The sequence below is a fragment of the Campylobacter coli genome, assembly GCA_039516895.1.
GTDB lineage: Bacteria > Campylobacterota > Campylobacteria > Campylobacterales > Campylobacteraceae > Campylobacter_D > Campylobacter_D coli_B.
Genome location: CP154437.1, coordinates 164278 through 188546, shown reverse-complemented (window position 1 = coordinate 188546; position 24269 = coordinate 164278). Strand labels below are relative to the sequence as shown.

The window sequence follows — 24269 nt, the reverse complement described above, 5'->3', positions numbered from 1 at the left end:
TAAAATTAGCACTTTTATTTAAAAATTTAATGAGAGGAGAAAATTTTGGCAAAAGACGATGTGATTGAAATCGATGGCACAGTGCTTGAAGCATTACCTAATGCAAATTTTAAAGTTGAACTTGACAACAAGCATGTGATTTTATGTCATATAGCAGGAAAAATGCGTATGCACTATATAAGAATCATGCCAGGGGATAAAGTTAAAGTTGAACTTACACCTTATAGCCTTGATAAAGGGCGTATCACTTTTAGATATAAATAATATAAGTTATTTAAAAGCTAATTTTAGATAAAATTAACGTTTTTGCGACAAAATGTATCGAACTATATGAAGAGGTATTTTTAAAATTCACCACTTATTTTAAAAATAGTTGGTTATTCATAAAACCTGATGCAGTCGTAAATGAAGTGGAATTCATTTAAGGAGAACTCATGAAAGTGAGACCATCAGTTAAAAAGATGTGCGACAAGTGCAAAGTAGTTCGCCGTAAAGGCGTAGTTCGCATTATTTGCGAAAATCCAAAACATAAACAAAGACAAGGATAAACATGGCTCGTATCGCAGGTGTGGATTTACCAAAGAAAAAAAGAATTGAGTATGGACTTACCTATATTTATGGTATAGGACTTTTTACTTCAAGAAAAATCTTAGATAAAACAGGCATTTCTTATGACAAAAGAGTGCATGAACTAAGCGAAGATGAAGCAGCAGCTATCAGAAAAGAAATCCAAGAAAACTATATGGTTGAAGGGGATTTAAGAAAACAAGTTGCTATGGATATAAAAGCACTTATGGATTTAGGAAGCTTTAGAGGCTTAAGACACAGAAAAGGCTTACCAGTTCGCGGACAAAAAACAAAAACAAACGCAAGAACTAGAAAAGGTAAGAGAAAAACTGTTGGTGCAAAATCATAAGGATAAAAGATGGCAAAAAGAAAAATCGTAAAGAAAAAAGTAGTTAAAAAAAATATAGCAAAAGGTATTGTTTATATCAGTGCAACTTTTAACAATACCATGGTAACTGTTACAGATGAAATGGGAAATGCTATCGCTTGGAGCAGTGCGGGCGGTTTAGGATTTAAAGGTTCTAAAAAATCAACTCCTTATGCGGCACAACAAGCAGTAGAAGACGCTTTAAATAAAGCAAAAGAACACGGAATCAAAGAAGTAGGCATTAAAGTACAAGGACCAGGAAGCGGTAGAGAAACTGCTGTTAAAAGTGTAGGTGCTATGGAAGGAATCAAAGTAACTTTCTTAAAAGATATTACTCCATTAGCTCATAATGGTTGCAGACCGCCTAAGCGTCGTCGTGTCTAAGATATAAGAAAAAATTAGGAGAATTAATTATGGCAAGATATAGAGGACCAGTAGAAAAATTAGAAAGACGCTTTGGTGTTAGCTTAGCATTAAAAGGAGAAAGAAGACTAGCCGGAAAAAGCGCATTAGATAAACGCCCATATGCACCAGGACAACACGGAGCAAGAAAAGGTAAAATCAGCGAATACGGACTCCAATTAAGAGAAAAACAAAAAGCTAAATTTATGTATGGAGTAAGTGAAAAACAATTCAGAAGACTTTTTGCAGAAGCTGCTAGAAGAGATGGCAATACAGGGGTTTTACTTATCCAACTTTTAGAGCAAAGACTTGACAATGTAGTTTATAGAATGGGCTTTGCTACAACTCGTCGTTTTGCAAGACAACTTGTAACTCATGGACACATTTTAGTAAATGGAAAAAGAGTAGACATCCCTAGCTTTAGAGTAGAAGCAGGAGCAAAAATCGAAGTAATAGAAAAAAGTAAAAATAATCCTCAAATCACAAGAGCGATCGAGCTTACTGCTCAAACAGGTATCGTTGCTTGGGTAGATGTGGAAAAAGATAAAAGATTTGGAATTTTCACTAGAAAACCTGAAAGAGAAGAAGTTATCATTCCAGTAGAGGAAAGATTCATCGTTGAGCTTTACTCTAAGTAATAGGGGCTAAATCATGAGAAACATTACAACATCTGCTTATACGCCGACAGAATTCACTATAGAAAATATTAGTGATACTGTGGCTAAAATCAGTGCTTGGCCTTTTGAGATCGGCTATGGTATTACCCTAGCCCATCCTTTACGCCGTTTACTTTATACTAGCACTATAGGCTATGCTCCAACCGCTATTCATATCGATGGTGTGGCGCATGAATTTGATAGTATGCGTGGTATGCTTGAAGATGTAGCACTTTTTATCATCAATCTTAAAAAATTACGCTTCAAACTTAAAAGCGATTCTAATAAAGAAATCGTTGAGTTTAGTTTCAAAGGCCCTAAAGAAATTTATGGTAAAGATTTAAACAACGATCAAGTTGAAGTCGTAAATACAGATGCATATTTAGCAACAATCAATGAAGATGCTGAACTTAAATTTACTCTTATCATAGAAAAAGGCATTGGTTATGTACCAAGTGAAGAAATCAAAGAACTTATCAATGATCCAAAATTCATAGCTCTTGATGCTTTTTTCACTCCTGTAAGAGAGGCGACTTATGATATTGAGAAAGTTTTATTTGAAGACAATCCTGACTATGAAAAAGTAGTTTTAACAGTAACTACTGATGGACAAATCACTCCAAATGAAGCTTTTCAAAATGCTTTAGAAGCTATGTATAAGCAATTATCAGTATTTGATAAAATTACAAATGTTAGAAGCATCATAAAAAGTCAAGCTACAAGCAATGAATTAGAAAATACTAAACTATTGCAAAATATTACTGATCTCAATTTAAGTGCAAGAAGTTACAATTGCCTTGAAAAAGCAGGAATTGTTTATATCGGAGAGCTCGCTTTAATGAGTGTTAATGAACTTGCTGGACTTAAAAATTTAGGCAAAAAATCTTTAGATGAAATTAAAAGCATTATGGAAAGCATAGGCTTCCCTGTAGGTACTTCTAAGCTTAGTGATAATAAAGATTTGCTTAAGAAAAAAATCGATGAATTAAAAGCACAAAACGAAGGATAAAGAATGAGACATAAACACGGATATAGAAAACTTGGCAGAACTTCATCTCATCGTGCTGCCTTGTTAAAAAATTTAACTATAGCTTTAGTTAATAGCGGTAAAATCGAAACAACTCTACCAAAAGCTAAAGAATTAAGAGGCTATGTAGAAAGATTGATTACTAGAGCAAGACTTGGAGATTTTAACGCTCACAGAGCAGTTTTTGCTGCTTTACAAGATAAAAATGCTACAAACAAACTTGTTACAGAAATAGCTCCAAATTTCAAAGAAAGAAATGGTGGCTATACAAGAATTATCAAAACAAGAATTCGCCGCGGTGACGCAGCTGAAATGGCTTTTATTGAATTTGTAGCCTAAAAATTCCAGCTTAAGCTGGAATTTTAAAATTTTCTCCTTATAATTTTTTAACCTACTAACTTTTTACAAATCCAAAAAATTCAAAATCATATTTTTAAATCTAATTTCTAAAAAAAAAAAAATAAAAATTCTTAAATGATTATTTAAAAAATAATTTTTAGCCAAAATTTTAACTACTTATGCTAATATAATTTTTTATTTTTATAAATGCAAGGATATAAAATATGCAAGAAAATTCTCGTTTGCGTATAGCTATACAAAAATCAGGCAGACTCTCTAAAGAATCCGTAGAACTTTTAAACAAATGCGGAATTAAAATGCATATACATGAGCAAAGTCTCATAGCTTTTTCAACCAACCTACCCATAGATATTTTAAGAGTAAGAGATGATGATATACCTGGTCTTATCTTTGATGGAGTTGTAGATCTTGGCATTATAGGCGAAAATGTTTTAGAAGAAAACGAACTCGAAAGAAAGAGCTTGGGCGAAGAGGCAAATTACAAGCTTTTGACAAAGCTTGATTTTGGTTATTGTAGACTTTCACTTGCCTTGCCTCAAGAGAAAAAATTTGATAATTTGAAAGATTTTGAAAATTTAAGAATCGCCACTTCTTATCCACAACTTTTAAAACGCTTTATGAAAGAAAACAATGTTCATTATAAAAATTGTATGCTTACAGGTTCGGTTGAAGTAGCTCCAAGAGCAAATTTAGCCGATGCGATTTGTGATCTTGTTTCAAGCGGCGCAACACTACAAGCAAACAATCTTAAAGAAGTTAAAGTTATTTACCAATCTCGTGCTTGTTTGATACAAAAACAAAATACTCTAAGTAGTGAAAAACAGGCTTTGGTTGATAAAATCATGCTTCGCGTTGCAGGGGTAATGCAAGCAAGAGAAAGCAAATACATCATGCTTCATGCTCCAAAAGAAAAACTTGACAAAATCCAATCCCTACTTCCAGGTGTAGAAAAGCCTACTATCTTACCTTTAGCACATGATGAAAAAAATGTAGCCTTGCATATGGTAAGTAAAGAAAATCTTTTTTGGGAAACTATGGAAGCTTTAAAAGAAGAAGGTGCGAGTTCGATTTTAGTTTTACCTATTGAAAAAATGTTAAAGTGAGTAAAAAATGCAAATAATAAATTTTAACGAGTTAGACGAAAAACAAAAACAAGAAGTATTAAAACGCCCTGCAATAGCAGCAAAAGATGAAATTTCACAGATAGTGAGTTCTATCATCAAGGAAGTAAGAGAAAAAGGCGATGAAGCTTTGATAGAACAAGCTTCAAAATTTGACAAAGCCCAAATTTCAAGTATCAAAGTAAGCGAAGAAGAGCTTGAAAACGCAAGCTCACGCTTGGATAAAGACTTAAAAGAAGCGATTTTAATCGCTTATGAAAATATCAAAAAATTCCATGAGGCGCAAATTCCAAAAGAAGTAGCCATTGAAACCACCAAGGGTGTAAAATGCGAAGTTTTAACACGCCCTATTGAAAAAGTAGGACTTTATATACCAGGGGGTTTGGCGCCTTTATTTTCAACGGTTTTAATGCTAGCAATTCCTGCAAAAATAGCTCAATGTGAAAAAATTGTTTTGGCAAGCCCTGCAAAAATAAACGATGCTACGCTTTTTTGCGCTAAGCTTTGCGGAGTAGATGAAATTTATCAAATGGGTGGTGCAGGAGCTATAGCAGCACTAGCTTATGGAACCAAAAGCGTTTTAAAAGTAGATAAAATCTTTGGGCCAGGTAATGCCTTTGTTACTGAAGCTAAACGCCAAGTAAGCAGTGATATAAATGGAGCTGCTATAGATATGCAAGCAGGACCTAGTGAAGTTTTAGTCATAGCAGATGAGAAAGCAAATGTTAAATTTGTAGCAAGCGACTTGCTTTCACAAGCTGAACATGGTGCAGATTCTCAAGTGATTTTGGTATGCTTAAGCAAAGAATTTGCACAAAGTGCGAGTGATGAAGTAAGCCGTCAGCTTGAAAATTTACCAAGAAAAGAATTAGCGTCTAAAAGCATTGCAAATTCTAAAATCATCATTGCAAAAGACTTAGATGAAGCTCTTTTGATCTCAAATCTTTACGCACCTGAGCACTTAATCATACAAACACAAAATCCTCGTGAGCTTTTAGATAAAGTCAAACACGCTGGATCTGTATTTTTAGGTGAGTTAAGCCCAGAATCCATGGGGGATTATGCAAGTGGGACAAATCATGTCTTGCCAACTTATGGACTTACTAAAACGCATTCTAGCTTGGGCTTGGCTGATTTTAGCAAAAGAATGAGCGTGCAAGAACTTAGCAAAGAAGGCTTTTTAAATTTAGGAAAAAGTGTTGAAATTTTAGCTGCAAATGAACATTTAGATGCGCATAAAAATGCAGTAACTTTTCGCTTAGAAAGTCTAAAATGAGTGAAAAAATCCTTTTTATCGATAGAGATGGTACCATCATAGAAGAACCAAAGAGCGATTTTCAAATCGATAGCCTTGAAAAACTTCGTTTTGAAAAAGGTGCTATCCCTACTCTTTTAAAACTTAAAAATTTTGGCTTTAAATTTGTGCTTGTTTCTAATCAAGATGGCCTTGGGACTCAAAGCTTTCCTAAAGAAGATTTTGAAATAGCACATCAAAAAATGTTAGATATTTTACAAAGCTGTGGCATAGAATTTAAAGATATTTTCATTTGTCCACATTTTGAAAATGAAAATTGCGAGTGTAGAAAGCCAAAAACTGCCCTTTTAGATGAGTATATCAAGCACAATCTTTACAATAAAGAACAAAGCTTTGTGATCGGCGATCGAGATACTGATATGATCCTAGCTTCAAATTTAGGTGTTCGTGGGTTAAAATACAGCGAGAATTTGACTTGGAAAGAGATAGAAGAAGAAATTCTAAATTCCTTTCGCACCGCAAGCATTTCGCGTATCACTAAAGAAACCAATATCTATGTAAAAGTATGTTTAAATGGTGGAAAGATTGCTATTAATACAGGAGTTCCTTTTTTCGATCATATGCTCGAGCAAATCGCAGTACATGGGGGCATAGGACTTGAAATTTCTTGCAAGGGTGATTTAGAAATCGATGAGCATCATAGCGTTGAAGATGTTGCTTTAGCTTTAGGAAGTGCCATAAAACAAGCTTTAGGAGATAAGATAGGTATCACAAGATATGGCTTTGTCTTGCCTATGGATGAGTGTTTGGCAAGTTGTGCGATCGATTTTTGCAACCGTCCGCATTTAGTTTATAAAGCCAAATTTAAAAAGGAAAAATTAGGCGAATTAAGTACTGAAATGATAGAACACTTTTTTTACTCGCTAAGCTACTCAATGGGAGCGAGTTTACACTTAAAGGTTAAAGGTAAAAACGATCATCACAAAGCCGAAGGGCTTTTTAAAGCTTTTGCAAAAGCCTTGAAAATGGCTGTAAAAATCGAAAGTGAAAATTTAGCCAGCTCTAAAGGGGTAATATGAAACTGATCATCATCGATACAGCATGTGCAAATTTGGCATCTTTGAAATTTTGTCTTGATAGACTAGGCTTTGATGCTAAAATCAGTAGAGATTTAAAAGATTTAGAAAGTGCGGATAAGCTTTTTTTACCAGGAGTTGGAACAGCAGCAAAAGCAATGAGCAATTTAGAAAGCTTTAATCTAACAAATTTTATCAAAAATACCAAAAAACCCTTACTTGGAATTTGCCTAGGAATGCAAATTTTAGGGGATTTTTCAGAAGAACTAAATCAAGAAACTCTAGGCATTATACCTTTTAAAACTCAAAAATTTGAACTTCCAAAAGAGTATTCTTTACCGCACATGGGGTGGAATGAAGTTGCAAGCTCACACCCACTTTTTAAGGGTTTAAATGGGGCTTATTTTTATTTTGTACACAGTTATCATGTAGCATTAAATGACTATACCATAGCTACAAGTGATTATGGGGTAAAATTTAGCGCAAGTTTAGCAAAAGATAATTTTTATGGCGTACAATTTCACCCTGAAAGAAGTGGAGAAGCGGGGGAAATTTTAATATCAAATTTCATTAAGGATATAGCATGATAATCCCTGCACTTGATTTGATCGATGGACAAGTAGTGCGCCTTGTGAAAGGCGATTATGAACAAAAAAAAGTATACAAATACGATCCTTTAGAAAAATTTAGAGAATACGAAAACGCAGGAGCAACTTGGCTTCATTTAGTGGATTTAAGCGGAGCTAAAGATCCAAATAAAAGACAACTTACCCTGATAGAAAAATTAGCAAATGAAGTCAGTGTCAATTTGCAAGTGGGTGGTGGAATTCGCACCAAAGAAGAGATACAAGCTTTGCTTGATTGTGGAGTAAAGCGTGTAGTGATCGGCTCTTTGGCGATTACAAATCCTACGCTTTGTGTTGAAATTTTACAACATTTTGGAAGTGAAGCTATCGTTTTGGCACTTGATACAATTTTAAAAGAAGATTATATGATAGCTATTAACGCTTGGCAGGATACGAGCGATAAAAGACTTTTAGAGGTTTTAGAATTTTATAATATCAAGGGTCTAAAACACATACTTTGCACTGATATTTCAAGAGATGGCACCATGCAAGGAAGCAATGCTGAACTTTATGAACTCATCCATAAAAACTTTCCTAAAATTCACACTCAAGCAAGTGGAGGCGTAGCGAGCTTAGAGGATCTTAAAAAACTCAAGGGTATTTGTAGTGGGGTTATCGTAGGAAAAGCTTTATTAGATGGAGTTTTTAGCGTAGAAGAAGGGATAAAATGCTTACAAAACGCATAATTGCATGTTTAGATGTAAAAGATGGTAGAGTAGTAAAGGGAACACAGTTTAAAAATCATAAAGATATGGGAGATATCGTAGAGCTTGCAAAGCGTTATTCTCAAAGCGGGATTGACGAGCTTGTGTTTTATGATATTGCCGCAAGCGCTAGAAAGGAACGCATTTCAAGAGAATGGGTAAGCGAAGTGGCCAAAAATATCAACATCCCTTTTTGCGTGGCAGGCGGTATTAAAAGCGAAGAAGATGCAGCCGAACTTTTAGCCAATGGAGCGGATAAAATTTCTATCAACTCCCCTGCTTTAAACGATCCAGATCTTATCACTCGTTTAGCCAAAAGTTTTGGGGTACAATGCGTTGTAGTGGGCATTGATAGCTTTAAAGATGAAAATGGAAATTTAAAGGTTTTCAAATACACAGGTGATGAAAACACTAGCAAACATAGCGGGAAAAATACGATCGAGTGGATTAAGGAAGTACAGGATTTGGGCGCTGGAGAGATAGTTCTAAATATGATGAATCAAGATGGTGTTAAAAATGGCTATGATTTAGAGCAATTAAGCCTTGCAAAAAAAGAATGCAAAGTACCTTTGATCGCAAGCGGTGGAGCAGGAAAGATGGAGCACTTTTTAGAAGCCTTTAAAATCGGAGTAGATGGGGCTTTAGCAGCTTCTGTTTTTCATCAACAAATCATTGATATTAAAGAATTAAAAAACTACTTAAAAATCCAAGGTGTAAGTATAAGGATATAAAAATGCAAAATTTCCAAAATTTAAATGAAAAAATCAATTGGCAAAAAGTAAATGGGCTTATCCCTGTCATAATACAAGATGCAAAAAGCTGTGAAGTTTTAATGCTAGGTTTTATGGATGAGAAAGCTTTAGAAAAAAGTTTGGAAAGCAAAAAGGTCGTATTTTTTTCGCGTACTAAAAATCGTCTTTGGATGAAGGGTGAAGAGAGTGGAAATTTTTTAAATATCGTTGATTTAAGCCTTGATTGCGATAATGATACACTTTTAATTTTAGTTGATCCTATAGGAGCTACTTGCCATATAGGCAATATTTCTTGCTTTGAAAATGTATCTAAAAGTGCAGATTTTGTCTTTTTAGCAAGACTGGAAAAACTTATAAATTCGCGCAAGAATGCGGATGAAAATACTTCCTATACTGCAAAGCTTTTTAAAAAAGGAACAAAACGCATTGCACAAAAAGTCGGCGAAGAAGGTGTGGAAACTGCCTTGGCAGCAACTGTTAAAGATAAAGATGAGCTTATTTGCGAGGCGGCTGATTTGATGTATCATTTAAGTGTTTTACTTGCGGATGCAAATTTAAGTTTTTCAGATGTGATTGCCAAACTTAAAGAAAGACATAAAGAATAAATTGAAAAATATCATTTTAGGCTTTCTGATCTTTTTTATCTACCCTGCATTAATGATGTTTTTCATCTTAATATATAGAAAATATATTTGAAGTACCAATGTTAGGTTTTCATACAAACATGGAAATTTTTAAACGAGCGAGTATTTATTATTTTTATTTAGCAATTCATATCCCTTTATTTTTAGTGTGGAAAAAAGTTATTTCAAAGATATAAAGTTTAGATTTTATAAATACTTTTTATTTTGGGGTTGCTTTTGTCTTTGTGTGTTTTTCTTGCTTACCTTGCCTTTAGATGGGCATTTAAGCTTTAGTGCCTTTGCTGTGTGTTGTTTAGTTTTGTCTTTGTTTTTAAATTTATTTATTTTTGCTTTAAGAAAATTTCTTATTTTACTTGGAAAAAACTTATTTTTATAATAACTACATTACTAGGTATTTGTGTAGGTTTGGCTTATATCTTTTTTTTCCTTTATTATCAACTTTATATTTTTGACAATTACGATTTTTTAGGTAAATTTTATAATATCCCTTCTTATAAAAGACCTTTGAATTTTATATTTTAATGAAAAATAAACAAAAAAGCCTAATTTTAGGCTTTTGCTGATAATTTAGAGCGAATTAATGCAAAGCTTCGTTAAGCTTGATCGCTTTTTTATTTAAGCACACTATCATCGCTCCGCTGATAGAGTCTTGACGGAAATGAAGTCCATTTAAGCCCTTAAGCTCAATACCCTTATAAATCTCTTTACTAAAATCAAAATAAGGATTAAGTTTAGCAAGCTCTTCACGATCTTTAAGTAAAAATTTCGTTCCTTCAAGCACTGCAATTCCCGCATCTACGATACAATTATCACCCAAAGGAATTCCTGTTACTGAATTTGCACCTAAAAGACACGCCTTGCCTACACTTATAGCATTTCCACTTGTTCCGCTTAAAACACCTAAAATCGATGCACCGCCGCCCACATCAGAGCCTTCACCCACGATAGCACTCGAACTTATACGCCCTTCAACCATACAAGCCCCTGTTGTTCCTGCGTTAAAATTCACATAGCTTGCACCTGGCATGATTGTAGTACCCGCAGCCAAAGATGCACCCATTCTTACCTTAGAGCTTTCTAAAATTCTTGTATTATCTTCAGGGATGATATGTGCTAAAAATCTTGGGAATTTATCCACAAAATCGATTTTTGGATACTGATTGCTCATTTTTAAACGCATTTCGTTTTCTCTTAAATACTCAAGCTCGATAGGCTTATCATCACTCCAAGCTACATTACTTAAAAGCCCAAAAGCTCCATTTAAATTTAAACTTCTTAAAGGAACTTTTTTGGTAGAAAGCAAATAAAGTTTCAAATAAACACTTTCCACGCTCAAAGGCTCTTTATCTTCAAAAAGACAAACAAAAGCAAATTCATCGTCTTTAAATTTATCTTTGATAATCTTTAAAATATCGATATTTTTATGCCCCTCTTCTTCTAAAAAAGGTTTAAAGCAAGCAAGCGCATAATCAATATCCTCAAGCTTAAGAATTTGCACAAATTCACTTGCTTCAAAATCAATCTCAACACCCCTTTGCATAAAAGCTTCAAGCATAATCGCCGCAGAACCAAAATTTTGCTCATAATTTACCAAAGCAAAACTGGCTTGTAAAATTTTATTTTTATTAAGCTGACCACGATCAAGTCTTGCTATACCAAAAGCTTTAGGTTTTCTATATCCATTTTTTTGTTCAATTTGCTTAATTAAAAGTAAAAAATCTTCTTTAGTGTTAATAATCATTTTTTCTCCTTAAAATTTTAATGCGAACAAGCACTTTTTCCATTCATCACAGGTTGGATTGCAGAATTATCTGCACCGCCTTCATTATTGATTTTTTCTATAAATTGCCAAATTTTTTCAGCCGCCATTAAATAACGCTTTGCACTTACACTTTCAGGATGATAAAAACTTACAGGTTTTCCTTCATCTCCGCCTTCTCTTACTATCATCTCTATAGGAATTTGTGCTAAAACTTCACTCTTGTAAGCTTTTGCCATTTCCTCTGCAGTGCCTTTACCAAAAATATCATACTCTTTGCCATTATCAGGACATAAAAAGCCACTCATATTTTCTATCACACCGGCGATTGGAATGTGAAGTTTGTTAAACATATCTAAAGCTCTTTTACTATCATCTAAAGAAACGGTTTGTGGGGTGCTTACACAAACGCCTGCAGTAATTGGAATACTTTGTGCCGAAGTAATTTGCGCATCTCCTGTTCCTGGAGGCATATCTAAAAATAATACATCAAGTTCAGGCCAAATCACATCCGCAAGTAATTGCTCGATAGCTTTCATGATCATAGCTCCACGCCACATAAGCCCTTGACCTTCTTCGATTAAAACCCCCATACTCATCATATAAACACCATGGCTTAAAATAGGTTTTAATCTTTGCCCTACCACTTCAGGCTGAGTTTTAGTTTCGCCTAACATCCTTGGGATATTTGGCCCATAAATATCCGCATCTAAAATCCCTACTCTTTTTCCCATTTTAGCCATAGAAATAGCCAAATTTACAGTGGTTGTAGACTTACCTACTCCACCCTTTCCACTTGAAACCATGATGAAATTTTTTACTTGAGGGGCGATATTTTTACCACTTCTTGAATTGCTTTTTTCTTCAGGAATTTTTGGAGTAATGATATGAATTTGTAAATTCTTCAAATTTAAAGAAGCTAAAGCTTCATCAATATTTTTGCGTAATTCTTCGCTTACTTGCGGATTTGATGAAACAATTTCAAGCTCAACATTAACATTTTCATTTTCGATTTTTATATCTTTTACAAAATTAAAACTCACTATATCCTTATCAAAACCAGGATATTTTACACTTTTTAATTTCTCTAAAATTTGCTCTTTCATCTTTTTTCCTTAACTTTTAAAAAATCAATTTTACTAATAAAATGATAAAATTTAGCTTTTTATAAGTGTATAATATGGTAACATTATATATAAATTAATATTTATAACAAAGGGAAAAAATGGCTAATCTTAGCTTGATTATGCTAGCAGCTGGAAATTCTACTCGCTTTGATATGGGAGTAAAAAAACAATTTCTACGCCTTGGCGATGATCCTTTATGGCTTTATGCTACGCGGAATTTAAGCACTTTTTATCCTTTTAAAAAAATAGTTGTTACTTCTAGTAATACTTCTTATATGAAAAAATTTGCTAGAAATTATGAATTTGTTGAAGGTGGTGCCACTAGAGCAGAATCCTTAAAAAAAGCCCTAGAAACCATAGATAGCGAATTTGTAATGGTAAGTGATGTAGCAAGAGTTTTAGTAAGCAAAAGCTTGTTTGATCGTTTGATTGAAAATTTAGATAAAGCAGATTGTATCACTCCGGCTTTAAAAGTCGCAGATACTACGCTTTTTGAAAATGAAGCCTTGCAAAGAGAAAAAATCAAACTCATTCAAACTCCTCAAATTTCACGCACTCACTTGCTCAAACAAGCCTTAAATCAAAATTTAGATTTCACAGATGATAGCACAGCTATATCTGCAATGGGCGGAAAAATTTGGTTTGTTGAAGGTGAAGAAAATACTAGAAAAATAACCTTTAAAGAAGATCTTAAAAAGCTTGATTTGCCTCGACCAAGCAATGAAATCTTTTGTGGAAATGGTTTTGATGTTCATGAATTTGGAGAAGAACGCCCCTTGCTTTTAGGTGGAGTTGAAATTCATCCTACCATGGGCTTAAAAGCACACAGCGATGGAGATGTTTTAGCTCACTCTTTAACCGATGCGATTTTGGGTGCAGCTTGTTTAGGAGATATAGGCGAACTTTTTCCTGATACGGATGAAAAATTTAAAAATGCAAATTCTATGAATCTTTTAAAAGAGGCGTATAAAAAAGTTAAGGAGTTGGGCTTTGAACTTGTAAATATAGACATTTGCGTGATGGCACAAACTCCAAAACTTAAAGATTTTAAAGAAGCCATAGCCCAAAATATAGCAAATACTCTCAATATCGATGAATTTAGAGTAAATATAAAAGCTACTACTACTGAAAAGCTAGGTTTTATAGGGCGTAAAGAAGGTATGGCTGTTTTAGCAAGTGCGAATTTAAAATATTTTGATTGGACGAAAATATGAAAGTTTTAATTATAGAAAATGAAATTTATCTGGCTCAAAGCATAAGTATTAAACTTAGTGATGTGGGTTATAGTTGCGAGATCATCAATTCCTTTGATGAGCGTAACCCTGAAAAATATTATGATATTGTTTTACTTTCTACCAATACTAGCAATTTTTTAAAAGCAGTTACAGAATTTAAACATAGTATTATTATTTTACTTATTTCTTATATCAGCACAGACACGGTTTCAAATCCTTTAAAACTTGGTGCGTGCGATTATATACAAAAACCTTTTATGATAGAAGAATTGATACGAAAAATCAAACATTATCAAGACTTTAAAAAGCTTTCTATATTGAATAAAGCTTATAAAAGCTATATCAAATCAAGACTTGAAACAGTTAAAATTCCAGAATACAACTATAAAAAATTAAAACTCCCCGTAGTTTTAAAATCTAACAAACAAAGTTCAGCTGATGCCTTTGTGTTTAACTATATCAACGAATACGACATCACTCTTTCTTATGTTGATCTATCCGTGAGTAATTCAGTAGAAAAAGCGATGAAACTTCCAACAGAAAACAATCTTTTATTCTTGAGCAATTTTCAAGTTTTAAAACCGCTAGAGCGTGAAAAATTGCTTGAATTTATCAAAAATAAATCCGTTATTTTGCATACTAATTCAAATATAGAAGATTTAGAACTCCCGTGTATCAATCTTAATGATAATGAAAAAAATATCGATAGTAATCAAATTTTAACCATAGATGAATATGTTAAATATATCATTTTAAATTATCAAAATGTCTTTCCTGATACAGATCTTTCAAAGAAATTAGGAATTTCTCGTAAGTCTTTATGGGAGAAAAGGAAAAAATATGAAATCAGCAAAAAAAAATAAAAGTATCGTTATAGATAAAAATGAACTAGGCATTCTTTCTCTTATCAAAGAAGGTTTGCTTGGAAGTTGCACCCATTTAATGGATGAACATGAAACAAAACAAATTCTTAAAACGGGTAAATCCGATAAAGAAAGTTTTCCTTATCCTTTGTCCTTTGCTCCAAAAATTTCAGAAGAATTCATTAAAGACATTCGCATAGGAAGCAAAATCGATCTTATCCTTAATGATGAAACGGTGGGAAATATCACACTTAAAAGCAAATTTAAAAATGATAAAAATTTTTCCAATATCTTTAGCCCACATACTTGCTCTTTAGATAATATGGGTGAAATTTGCATCGGTGGAGAAATAGAAATTTATAATTCTACAATTCAAAAAATCAAAGAAGAATTTCATAAAACCAAAGAAAATCTTAATGCCCATAAAATTACTGCTATAGTTTCAAGCTTTGATCCTTTGCATAGAGCACATGAAAGAATGTTTCGCTGGACTATAGATAAGGCGGATTTGGTTGTTGTTTTTCTTGTAGAATCTTTTGACGCAAATGGCTTTGATTTTGATTTGAAACAAAATTATTTGAAAAAATTTATTCAAAATTATTTGCCACCGGATAGAATTTTCATCTTCCCGCTTAAAGATATCAATCTTTTTCACGCTCATTTAAATCCTAGTCTAGAAAGCATTTTAGCCAAGAGTCTTGGATGTACTAAACTTGTCGTAGGGCAAAATCACACAGGACTTGGAATGTTTTATGATGATAATCAACCTAAAACCATACTAGATGATTTTTCTAAAGATTATGATATAGAAGTGATTGTTTTACCTGAATTTGTATTTTGCGATGCGTGTCGTATGATAGTAAGTACTCGATCTTGCCCTCATGGATGCCATCATCATTTACATTATAATTCTCAATCCTTAAAAGAATTGCTAAGAGCAGGTATTATACCCCCTGCTGTTTTTATGCGAAAAGAAGTTTCAAGTATTATCTTATCTTCTATTTTTCCTAATCGATTTAAAAATTTGCAAAAAATCTATAATGATCTTTTCGCAACAGATGGAATTTTAGAATATAAAAGCGATGAAGAATTTTATCAAAAGCTTTTAGAAACTCATCAAATGTCTTATATGGTTTGAAAGGAAACAATGCAAAAACTTTTTTTAACTTTTTTTTACTCAGGATGTGCAAAAAAAGCACCAGGAACTTTTGGAACTTTAGCGGCTTTGATTCCTGCTTTTTTTATACTAAAATACTTAGGAATCACTACCTTATTTTTACTGAGTATTTTGATTTTTATTGCCAGTATAAGAGTGATTGATGATTATGAAAGAAAAACAGGGATTCACGATGATAAACATATAGTAATTGATGAAGTTGCAGGAGTTTTTCTAGCGTGTGCTATCGCTGCAAGTGGTGCTAATTCTTTACTGAATTTTTTTATGGCCTTTGTGTTTTTCCGTATTTTTGATATCACAAAACCTTCTATCATAGGAAAAATCGATAAAAAAACCAAAGGCGGACTCGGTGTTATGCTAGATGATATGCTAGCAGGATTGTTTGCAGGACTTTTAAGTGCAGTGATTTATGGTTTTTTACTTAAATTTGATTTAGTCTTTTGGGATAAAGACTTGATAAATTTATTTTGAAATTTTGCTTAAATTAATATATTTTTAAATTTTATTCTTATATAATTTAGTCTTTAATTTCAAAAAAGGAAAATAAATGGCAAACCATAAATCTGCTGAAAAAAGAGCAAGACAAACTATCAAAAAAACAGAAAGAAATAGATTTTATAGAACAAGACTTAAAAATATCACTAAAGCTGTAAGAGAAGCTGCTGCTAAAAACGATAAAAACGCTGCTAACGAAGCTTTAAAAATAGCAAACAAAAGCATTCACGCTATGGTAAGTCGTGGATTTCTTAAAAAACAAACAGCTTCTCGTCGTGTAAGTCGCCTAGCTCTTCTAGTAAATAAAATTGCATAATCTTTCATAATTTTTAATGTTAGCTAGTAAACTAGATCCTTTTTTAAAACGCTTTGAAGAGTTAAATTCTCTTCTTAGTAGTTCTGATATCATCAGCGATATCAGTAAAATGACTGCACTTTCTAAAGAACAAAAGAATTTAGAACCTATCGTCTTAAAAGCTAAAGAATACCTAAAAACTCTAGATAGCATAGAAGAAAATAAAACTCTACTTAATGATGCTGAACTTGGAGAGCTCGCAAAAGAAGAGTTAAAAAATTTAGAAGAGTTAAAGCCTAAGCTCGAAGAAGAACTTAAAATTTTGTTACTACCCAAAGATCCGAATGATGAAAGAAATATTTTTCTTGAAATTCGTGCAGGAACGGGTGGAGATGAGGCTTCTTTATTTGTAGGCGATCTTGTTAAAGCCTATGCAAGATATGCTGAAAATCGTGGCTATAAACTTGAAATCGTTAGCTCTAGCGAAGGAAGTGTAGGTGGTTTTAAAGAAATTATCATGCTAGTTAAAGGTGCGGGAGCTTTCTCAAGACTGAAGTATGAAGGTGGAACACATCGCGTTCAACGCGTTCCACAAACTGAATCTCAAGGACGCATACACACTTCTGCTATAACTATAGCGGTTATGCCTGAAGTAGATGATATAGAGATAGAAATCAACCCTAATGATCTTAAGATAGATGTTATGCGCTCTTCAGGACACGGAGGACAAAGTGTAAATACTACTGATTCTGCTGTTAGAATCACTCACCTTCCTACAGGTATAGTTGTAGTCAATCAAGATGGAAAAAGTCAACATAAAAATAAAGAAAGTGCTATGAAAGTCTTAAAAGCAAGACTTTACGAAATGCAAGAAAGCGAACGCTTGGCACAAGAAAGCGAAGCAAGAAAATCCCAAGTAGGAAGTGGAGATAGAAGCGAACGCATACGCACTTATAATTTTCCACAAAATCGCATCAGCGACCATCGCATCAATCTTACCCTATATCGTTTGGATGCTATTTTGCAAGATGGACTTTTTGATGAAGTTATCGAACCTTTAATAGCACACTATCAAGCAGAATCATTACAAGAGCAGAATTTATAATTTCATTAGTCTTGAAAACAAGACTAATGATTAGTGTTTATGCGGGAATTTATGTGGGCTACTATTTGCACCCACATGGGTTACATTTTCATTTTCTATATCATAAGCTTGTCCAAAACCTTTTACAAAACGACCCTTTTGAAATTCAAGTTTTACAAGATGAAAATCAAGCATATTGCGTATAGTTTTTATTCCACCTTCTCCACCTGTTTGTTTTTCAAACTCATCATAAATTTTATCAAACATTTCCCCACGCTCGATAAAACTAGCCTTAACCCTATAACGCAATCTTTTACGAAGTATAACAGAAGCTGCCTTGCTCTCATCCTCTAAAAACATTATTTCTATATTGTTTGGATTTTCTTTGATATTATTAAAATGCTCACTTACTTCACTGATATAAATATAATTTCCCCATGAAGTATTTACAAATGGCGCATAAGAACAAACCACTTCCTTATCCGCATTTAAAGTCGCTAAAGAAACCGAATTAAAGCTCAACATAAACTCTTTTGCTTCTTTTGCTACCCCACTAAGATCCTTTTTAGTCTTTGCACTCATACAAAGTGCAATAATAGCATCTTTAAGGGTTTCTTCATTTGCTTTTTTAGGAAATTCTATGCGTAAATTTTCATTATCATTATAAGCTATATCTAAGCCCTCAAAATCAACTCCGACCAATCTTACTTCTTTAGGATCTTTCACTGCTCCAAATTTTTTACAAAGATCGATCAAATTAGATTGATGGTGATCATTCATATGAGAAATAATACTTTCAAAACTCATTTTTTACCCTTTCTTTAATTTTTATAGAATAAAATATCAAGCTAAAAATGGTATCAATTATCAAATTAAAAAGGACTTAAAAAGATTAAAATCATTTAATTTTCAAAAATTTATTCTAATTTAAGTTGATAAAGGATAAATTTTCTCTTCAAATATTATGATATATATTATCATTATTTATTTTATTTAATAAGGAGTGAAAATTTGAATCCGAGCAAGAGAGTTTTGAAGCTATCTTTGCTAGTATTTTTATTAAATACTAGTATCAATGCACAAGAATTAAATGATAATATTCAAATGCAAAAAGTTGTTGTAAGTGCAACAGGATTTGAACAAGATGCGGATAATAACTTACGCAATGTGATTGTTATTGATGGCAAAGACTTAGAAAAAAGAGGATTTAATACCTTAGAACAAGCTCTAGAAAGAATTTCAGGCATTAGTTTTGTAAATTTTGGACTAGGACGCAATATCGATATGCGTGGACAAGGAAGCAAATCCAATATAGCTGTGAAAGTTATGGTAAATGGAAATGCTATCAATGTGCTTGATAATTCTCATGGTGTAACCCCTTTAGAAAGTATCAATCTAAACAATATAGAACGCATAGAAATCATACCAGGGGGAGGCTCTGTACTTTATGGAAATGGAACTAGAGGCGGTGTGATTAATATCATCACAAAAAAAGAAAAATCCGATGCTTTTGCTCTAAATCTTAAAGGCAGTAGTTACGATCATGGAAATTTAGGAGGAAATTTAGGGGTTTATGGGGCTAAAAAAATCAATGATTATCTAACATTTGGTTTTGATATACAAGGCTTTAACCGCGATGGCTATCAAGAAGGCTACAATCAAAAAGGCTATTTTGCCAATACAAAAGCCTATCTAAACACTAGTGATAATAGCGATTTAACCCTAAATTATAATTATTTTGAAAGCAAAAATACAAGCAGTGGATATCTCACAAAAGCACAAGTTCAAAGCGACCCAACCCAAAAAGGAAATAGTGATAATATCACTCAAATCAATAGACCTGAAATCGCTTTAGATTATCATCACTATTTTAGTGATTTATATGAAATTCAACTCGGAGCATTTTGGCAAAATCAAAAAATAAGATATCTAAAAGATGAAATTCCAATGATGGGCACCATAGCTTATCAAACTGGTAGTGGTTTTGAAGATACACTTACAGGTATCAATTTAAAAAATAAAATCAATTATAAAGATGATTCTTATTTTATCTTTGGCTATGAGTTTGCAAATCATGATGCCAAAAGAACAAGCATAGTTCATTATAATGTAAACACTCCAGCATTTCAAATGAGTCATACCATGACAACCCTAATGGATATGGATAAGCAAAGCCATTCTATTTTTGCTCTAGACTCTCATCAATTTAATGATATTTTTAGTATTTCAGGTGGGGCAAGATACGAATACAGTCTTTATGATACCCATAGAAATTACACAAGTAAAATGATAATGGGTGGTAGACCACTACCAAGCAATCCAGAGCTTTTTGACACTGATGATACAAGCAATAATTTTGCTCTTGAAATCACTCCAAATTTCAAATATTCTGATACTGGAAATATATATGCTAAATACGAAAGAGGTTTCATCTCTCCAACTCCTGCACAACTTGTCAATAAAGATCAAGTAACTCAAAAATATTACACTGCCAATTTAGATCCTGAAATTTTTGATACCTTTGAACTTGGGATTAATGATTTTTGGTGGGATTTTTATGGTTTTAATTTGACTTTCTTTTACACTCTAAGCAAGGATGAAATTTCTTATCTTGGAAATCCACATGCTACAGGAGGGGCATTTTGGAAATACTACAATATCGACCAAACGCGTCGTTTAGGAGCGGAACTAAACCTTCATCAATATTTGTTTAATGATAGCTTGATTATAAAAGAAAGCCTAAGCTATCTTGATGCTAAAATTTCTAAAGGTGTCAATGATGGACTTAGAATTCCTTATGTTTCAAAGATAAAAGCCACAGCCGGAGTAGAATACGCTTGGAATAAAAATTTCTCAAGCTATATAGATCTAAGCTATTTTTCAAGAGCAAAAGATGGCGGAGTTGTTGATGAAAATACAGGAAAGATGTCTAGAAATTCTTGGATTAAGGATTATTTTTTAACGGATATTGGTGTAAATTATAATTATAGAAATTTACAAATTTTAGCAGGCATTCGCAATCTTTTTGACAAGCAATATTACACTTATCAAGATAGTATAAATGATGAGTATCTAGCTGGAAATGGCAGAAATTACTATGTTGAATTTAAATATGCGTTCTAAAAATTTAGTGATTATAGGGCTTTTTTTAGCCTATATAATCACCTGTATCATCGCACTTTGTTTAGGAGATGAAAATTTAAGCCCTAAAGAACTTCTCTCCTATGCTTTTGGCGAAAATGAAATTTTGCGTCAAATCATCATAGATGGGCGTTTGCCTCGTATTATAATGGCTATTTTAATCGGTATGCTTTTAGCCAGCAGTGGAGCAGTAACGCAAAATGTATTTTCAAACCCCATAGCAGATCCTTATATTATAGGCATAGCTTCAGCGGCAACCTTTGGATCTGTTTTAGCGTATTTGTTAAAACTGCCTGATTATTATTATGGAATTTTAGGCTTTGTTTGTTCTGCTATTTTTTCATTAGCGATCTTTAAAGTATCTTCAAAAGCTTCCATAGCTACTTTACTCATCATAGGCATCGCAGCTTCATCTTTTCTAGGAGCTTTTACCTCATTTTTTACCTATCTTATAGGGGAAGATTCTTTCAAAATAGTCGCTTGGCTTATGGGAAATATAGGTTCAGCTTCTTGGTTTCGTATAGGAATTTTGATTTTGCCTTTGATTTTTTGTCTTTTGTATTTTTACGCACATAAAAATGAATTAAATATTATTTTAAGTGGAGATGATGAGGCAAGAAATTTAGGAGTTGATGCCCAAAAATTAAAAATCAATCTTTTAATAGTTTCTTCTTTAGCGGTTTCTTTTGCAGTAGCTTTTACAGGACTCATAGCCTTTGTAGGACTTATAATACCACATACCGTAAGACTCTTGCTTAGAAATTATGACAATGCTTTGGTTATTCCTTTTTGTACCGCTTTTGGAGGGCTTTTTTTACTCATTTGCGATACTCTAGCAAGAACTCTAATAGCCCCTGTGCAAATTCCCATAGGAGTTTTAACCGCATTCTTTGGAGCTCCTGTATTTTTATACTTAGCTTTAAGTGCTAGGAGATTTTTATGATATTAAAGATACAAAATTTAAGTTTTAGCTATCATAAAAAAGAATTGTTAAAAAATATCAATTTAGAGCTTCAAAATAAAGCTTTTATAGGTATTTTAGGGCCCAATGGTTCAGGTAAAAGCACGCTTTTAAAGCTTATACTTAAGAATTTAAATATAAGCAAGGGCGAAATATCGCTTTTTAATACCGATATAAAAAACTTTTCCCTTAAAGAATTTGCACAACTTTGCGGTTTTGTACCTCAAAATTCAGGTTTAAACACACCCTTAAAAGTTATCGATGTGCTTTTGATGAGCAAATTTACAAATTTAAAACATGCTTTTTGTGATTATTCTAAAGAAGATATTTTAGAAGTTGAAAATTTTGCAAAAACTTTAAAATTGGAAAACTTTTTAGAAAGAAATATACTTTCTTTAAGTGGTGGAGAATTTCAAAGAGTGCTTTTAGCAAGAGCCTTGCTTAAAAAACCCAAAATTCTTTTTTTAGATGAACCCACTTCAGCACTTGATTTAAACCATGCTATCGAGCTTTTAAGCCTTTGCGAAAGATTGATAAAACAAAACAATATCGCAGTTGTAGCGATTTTGCATGATTTAAATTTAGCCTCTATGTTTTGCGATAAGGTATTGTTTTTAAAAGAAGGAGAAATAAAGTATTTTGGAAGCACAAAAGAGCTTTTTACCAAAGAAATTCTAAAAGAAATTTACAATTTAAATTGCGAGATTGTCTATAAAGACTCAAAACCTTATATCTTAGCCTTAAAGGAAAAAATATGAAAAAAATTTTAATCATTATGAGTTTATTTTTAACCCTACTCAATGCCAAAGAACGCATTGTAGTGCTTGATCCTGCAAGCATAGAAACACTTTTTATGCTAAATGCACAAGATCAAATCGTAGGTATTGCAAATTTGCAACACTCAAATATCTACCCTGAAGAAAAAACTTCAAAAATAACTAGCGTAGGAACTTTTTCACACCCTTCTCTTGAAAAAATAGTTGCCCTAAAGCCAAGCTTAGTGATATTAAGCTCGTATTCTTTAAATTTAGAAGAAGGGCTTAAAAACTTTGGAATCAAAAGTATCAATTTAAAAGCCCAACGCCTTGATGAAATCAAAAACAATATACAAATTCTAGCAGAACTCACAAACAAAGAAGAGCAAGGCAAGAAACTTTTAGAAGAATTTGAACAAGGATTGCAAGAATTGCAAAAAAATCCCTTAAATAAAAGTGGAATTTACCTTTATTCTAGCAACCCACTCATGGCCTTTAATGATAATTCTTTAATAGCAGATATATTAAGACTCATAGGCATTAAAAACCTAAGCCCTCAAAGCGAAATAGCACGCCCTATAATATCAGCAGAATACATTCTAAAACAAAATCCTGATTTATTGATCTTAGGCATTAATGCAGATGGCAACATTTTAAATGCTAATGCTTTGTTAAAAAATACAAAAGCAGCCCAAATGGGACAAATTTATCACAATAAAAACACTCATGTATTGTTACGCTTAAGCCCAAAAATCATAGATAGAATTAAAGAATTTAAAACAAGATTAGAAAATCAAAATTTTTAATCACTCAATCTTGTTTTAAAAAATTCACAGCTTTGACAAAGCTTTTCTATACGCTTATTTTCTTCAAAGGCCTTTTTGATTTCTTGAATGCGTTTAGAATCAAGAAGGCTCTTAAATTCAGCATTAAAAACATTACCCAAAGATATATCACCCTGAGTATCCAAACAACAAGGCACGAGCGTGCCGTCACTTAAAATGCCTATTTGCTCTTTTAAAGCATGGCATTTTCCTTGAGTATAAAGGGGTTTATCTTTTAAACTTGGCCATTTAAAAAGCTTGTTTTGATGAAGTAAAATATGCCTTTGAAGACGATTTTTAGCCAAATGTGTAAGAATTTGAACTCCAAATTCTTTACTTAAAAATTCATAAATGGGCAAATTTTCGCTAGGGGCTTTAAAATCAGTATCTAAATTCCAAAGTCTAAGATTGATAAAGCTTGGTTTTTTATACTCTAAATGCTCTTTGCAAAACTCTAAAATAGGCTTAAAATATTGTTCCAAAGAAAGCTTATTTTGGCTTAAAAAAGCCATTAAAGAGATATTGATTTGATGGATATTGTCATATTTTAATAATAATTTAGAATTTTTAGGACTAAAATAAAAGCCACTTGTAGTAATTTCTAATTTCATTTGATGATTTTTAGCAATTTGCAAATATTCTTCTAAATTATTTAAAAGCAAAGGATCGCCCAAAAGATGAAAAGTAAAAATTTCGCTTTTATCCCAAATTTGCTTTGCGAGTTTAGAAAAATTTTCTACACTCATCACTCCACGCAAGGCTTTTTTTGAAGGACAAAAATCACATTTTAAACCACAAATATCGCTTAATTCTATGTATAATTTTTTAAATTTCATCATATATCCAAGAGTATTTTTTTAGCAATATTTAAAAAATAGATTAAAATAAGTAACATTTTATACATATTTTTATATATTTTTTAATTATTTTATATACTTTCAAAACTTTTAAATAAAATCCACATTATACTTGAAAAAATTAAAACTTTAAAATGAA

General features: G+C 32.5%; 28 protein-coding genes and 1 pseudogene. 25 read left to right on the top strand and 4 right to left on the bottom strand.

Annotated features, from left to right (window positions below):
• Positions 1-45 precede the first annotated feature (45 nt).
• The 15 genes and pseudogenes from infA to AAID94_00815 all read left to right on the top strand — a co-directional run bounded on the left by infA (position 46) and on the right by AAID94_00815 (position 10079).
• Positions 46-264: a translation initiation factor IF-1 gene (gene infA, locus AAID94_00885; GenBank protein ID XAK24107.1), complete on the top strand. Its 219-nt coding sequence runs from the start codon at positions 46-48 to the stop codon at positions 262-264.
• Between the two features lie 170 nt (positions 265-434).
• The gene (gene rpmJ / locus AAID94_00880; GenBank protein ID XAK24106.1) at positions 435-548 is read left to right on the top strand and encodes a 50S ribosomal protein L36; all 114 of its coding nucleotides are present in this window, start codon (positions 435-437) and stop codon (positions 546-548) included.
• Between the two features lie 2 nt (positions 549-550).
• Positions 551-916, top strand: coding sequence for a 30S ribosomal protein S13 (rpsM, locus tag AAID94_00875; GenBank protein XAK24105.1), 366 nt, complete (start codon positions 551-553; stop codon positions 914-916).
• 9 nt (positions 917-925) lie between these two features.
• Entirely contained in the window at positions 926-1318 is a 393-nt protein-coding gene (gene rpsK / locus AAID94_00870) for a 30S ribosomal protein S11 (protein XAK24104.1), read from the top strand.
• Between the two features lie 29 nt (positions 1319-1347).
• Positions 1348-1974 (top strand): 30S ribosomal protein S4, encoded by a 627-nt coding sequence (gene rpsD, locus AAID94_00865; GenBank protein ID XAK24103.1) that lies wholly within the window; start codon positions 1348-1350, stop codon positions 1972-1974.
• 13 nt (positions 1975-1987) lie between these two features.
• On the top strand, positions 1988-3001 hold the full coding sequence (locus AAID94_00860; protein ID XAK24102.1) for a DNA-directed RNA polymerase subunit alpha: 1014 nt from the start codon (positions 1988-1990) through the stop codon (positions 2999-3001).
• Positions 3002-3004: 3 nt separating this feature from the next.
• A complete protein-coding gene (rplQ, locus tag AAID94_00855) occupies positions 3005-3358 on the top strand; it encodes a 50S ribosomal protein L17 (GenBank protein XAK24101.1) in 354 nt (117 codons plus the stop codon).
• Positions 3359-3582: 224 nt separating this feature from the next.
• Entirely contained in the window at positions 3583-4482 is a 900-nt protein-coding gene (gene hisG, locus AAID94_00850) for an ATP phosphoribosyltransferase (GenBank protein XAK24100.1), read from the top strand.
• 7 nt (positions 4483-4489) lie between these two features.
• Positions 4490-5776, top strand: a complete 1287-nt coding sequence (gene hisD, locus AAID94_00845; protein XAK24099.1) for a histidinol dehydrogenase — start codon at positions 4490-4492, stop codon at positions 5774-5776.
• Complete coding sequence (gene hisB, locus AAID94_00840; GenBank protein ID XAK24098.1) at positions 5773-6834, top strand: bifunctional histidinol-phosphatase/imidazoleglycerol-phosphate dehydratase HisB; 1062 nt, start codon at positions 5773-5775, stop codon at positions 6832-6834. Before hisD ends, hisB begins: the two co-directional genes overlap by 4 nt.
• On the top strand, positions 6831-7418 hold the full coding sequence (gene hisH / locus AAID94_00835) for an imidazole glycerol phosphate synthase subunit HisH (protein ID XAK24097.1): 588 nt from the start codon (positions 6831-6833) through the stop codon (positions 7416-7418). Before hisB ends, hisH begins: the two co-directional genes overlap by 4 nt.
• Positions 7415-8143 (top strand): 1-(5-phosphoribosyl)-5-[(5-phosphoribosylamino)methylideneamino]imidazole-4-carboxamide isomerase, encoded by a 729-nt coding sequence (gene hisA / locus AAID94_00830; GenBank protein ID XAK24096.1) that lies wholly within the window; start codon positions 7415-7417, stop codon positions 8141-8143. The genes hisH and hisA overlap by 4 nt, the downstream gene beginning before the upstream one ends.
• On the top strand, positions 8125-8892 hold the full coding sequence (gene hisF, locus AAID94_00825; protein XAK24095.1) for an imidazole glycerol phosphate synthase subunit HisF: 768 nt from the start codon (positions 8125-8127) through the stop codon (positions 8890-8892). The genes hisA and hisF overlap by 19 nt, the downstream gene beginning before the upstream one ends.
• Before the next feature lie 2 nt (positions 8893-8894).
• Positions 8895-9518, top strand: coding sequence for a bifunctional phosphoribosyl-AMP cyclohydrolase/phosphoribosyl-ATP diphosphatase HisIE (hisIE, locus tag AAID94_00820; protein XAK24094.1), 624 nt, complete (start codon positions 8895-8897; stop codon positions 9516-9518).
• A 1-nt stretch (position 9519) separates the two neighbouring features.
• A pseudogene (locus AAID94_00815) lies at positions 9520-10079 on the top strand (hypothetical protein).
• A gap of 55 nt (positions 10080-10134) precedes the next feature.
• On the opposite strand, the gene AAID94_00810 reads toward AAID94_00815, so the two are convergent.
• Positions 10135-11295 carry a 2,3,4,5-tetrahydropyridine-2,6-carboxylate N-succinyltransferase gene (locus AAID94_00810; GenBank protein ID XAK24754.1) on the bottom strand — a complete coding sequence of 387 codons (1161 nt, stop codon included), beginning with the start codon at positions 11293-11295 and terminating at the stop codon, positions 10135-10137.
• Between the two features lie 20 nt (positions 11296-11315).
• On the bottom strand, positions 11316-12422 hold the full coding sequence (locus AAID94_00805; GenBank protein XAK24093.1) for an Mrp/NBP35 family ATP-binding protein: 1107 nt from the start codon (positions 12420-12422) through the stop codon (positions 11316-11318).
• Positions 12423-12541: 119 nt separating this feature from the next.
• On the opposite strand from AAID94_00805, the gene AAID94_00800 reads away from it, so the two are divergent.
• The 6 genes from AAID94_00800 to prfA all read left to right on the top strand — a co-directional run bounded on the left by AAID94_00800 (position 12542) and on the right by prfA (position 17613).
• Positions 12542-13657, top strand: a complete 1116-nt coding sequence (locus AAID94_00800; protein ID XAK24092.1) for a bifunctional 2-C-methyl-D-erythritol 4-phosphate cytidylyltransferase/2-C-methyl-D-erythritol 2,4-cyclodiphosphate synthase — start codon at positions 12542-12544, stop codon at positions 13655-13657.
• A complete protein-coding gene (locus AAID94_00795) occupies positions 13654-14541 on the top strand; it encodes a response regulator (protein XAK24091.1) in 888 nt (295 codons plus the stop codon). The genes AAID94_00800 and AAID94_00795 overlap by 4 nt, the downstream gene beginning before the upstream one ends.
• Positions 14519-15679 (top strand): sulfate adenylyltransferase, encoded by a 1161-nt coding sequence (locus tag AAID94_00790; protein ID XAK24090.1) that lies wholly within the window; start codon positions 14519-14521, stop codon positions 15677-15679. Before AAID94_00795 ends, AAID94_00790 begins: the two co-directional genes overlap by 23 nt.
• Positions 15680-15688: 9 nt before the next feature.
• The gene (locus AAID94_00785; protein XAK24089.1) at positions 15689-16189 is read left to right on the top strand and encodes a phosphatidylglycerophosphatase A; all 501 of its coding nucleotides are present in this window, start codon (positions 15689-15691) and stop codon (positions 16187-16189) included.
• A gap of 76 nt (positions 16190-16265) precedes the next feature.
• A complete protein-coding gene (rpsT, locus tag AAID94_00780; protein ID XAK24088.1) occupies positions 16266-16529 on the top strand; it encodes a 30S ribosomal protein S20 in 264 nt (87 codons plus the stop codon).
• 16 nt (positions 16530-16545) lie between these two features.
• Positions 16546-17613 (top strand): peptide chain release factor 1, encoded by a 1068-nt coding sequence (prfA, locus tag AAID94_00775; protein ID XAK24087.1) that lies wholly within the window; start codon positions 16546-16548, stop codon positions 17611-17613.
• Between the two features lie 30 nt (positions 17614-17643).
• Here the strand turns inward: prfA and AAID94_00770 are convergent, their stop codons facing one another.
• Complete coding sequence (locus tag AAID94_00770; GenBank protein ID XAK24086.1) at positions 17644-18399, bottom strand: HugZ family heme oxygenase; 756 nt, start codon at positions 18397-18399, stop codon at positions 17644-17646.
• A 204-nt stretch (positions 18400-18603) separates the two neighbouring features.
• Between AAID94_00770 and AAID94_00765 the strand changes: the two genes are divergently transcribed.
• The 4 genes from AAID94_00765 to AAID94_00750 are packed head-to-tail and all read left to right on the top strand — an operon-like array spanning position 18604 to position 23255.
• Complete coding sequence (locus AAID94_00765; protein XAK24085.1) at positions 18604-20715, top strand: TonB-dependent receptor; 2112 nt, start codon at positions 18604-18606, stop codon at positions 20713-20715.
• A complete protein-coding gene (locus AAID94_00760) occupies positions 20690-21676 on the top strand; it encodes an iron ABC transporter permease (GenBank protein XAK24753.1) in 987 nt (328 codons plus the stop codon). The genes AAID94_00765 and AAID94_00760 overlap by 26 nt, the downstream gene beginning before the upstream one ends.
• On the top strand, positions 21676-22452 hold the full coding sequence (locus AAID94_00755; protein XAK24752.1) for an ABC transporter ATP-binding protein: 777 nt from the start codon (positions 21676-21678) through the stop codon (positions 22450-22452). The genes AAID94_00760 and AAID94_00755 overlap by 1 nt, the downstream gene beginning before the upstream one ends.
• A complete protein-coding gene (locus tag AAID94_00750; GenBank protein XAK24084.1) occupies positions 22449-23255 on the top strand; it encodes an ABC transporter substrate-binding protein in 807 nt (268 codons plus the stop codon). The genes AAID94_00755 and AAID94_00750 overlap by 4 nt, the downstream gene beginning before the upstream one ends.
• Here the strand turns inward: AAID94_00750 and AAID94_00745 are convergent.
• Entirely contained in the window at positions 23252-24109 is an 858-nt protein-coding gene (locus AAID94_00745) for an SPASM domain-containing protein (GenBank protein XAK24083.1), read from the bottom strand. The two genes, AAID94_00750 and AAID94_00745, sit on opposite strands and share 4 nt — an antisense overlap.
• Positions 24110-24269 lie beyond the last annotated feature (160 nt).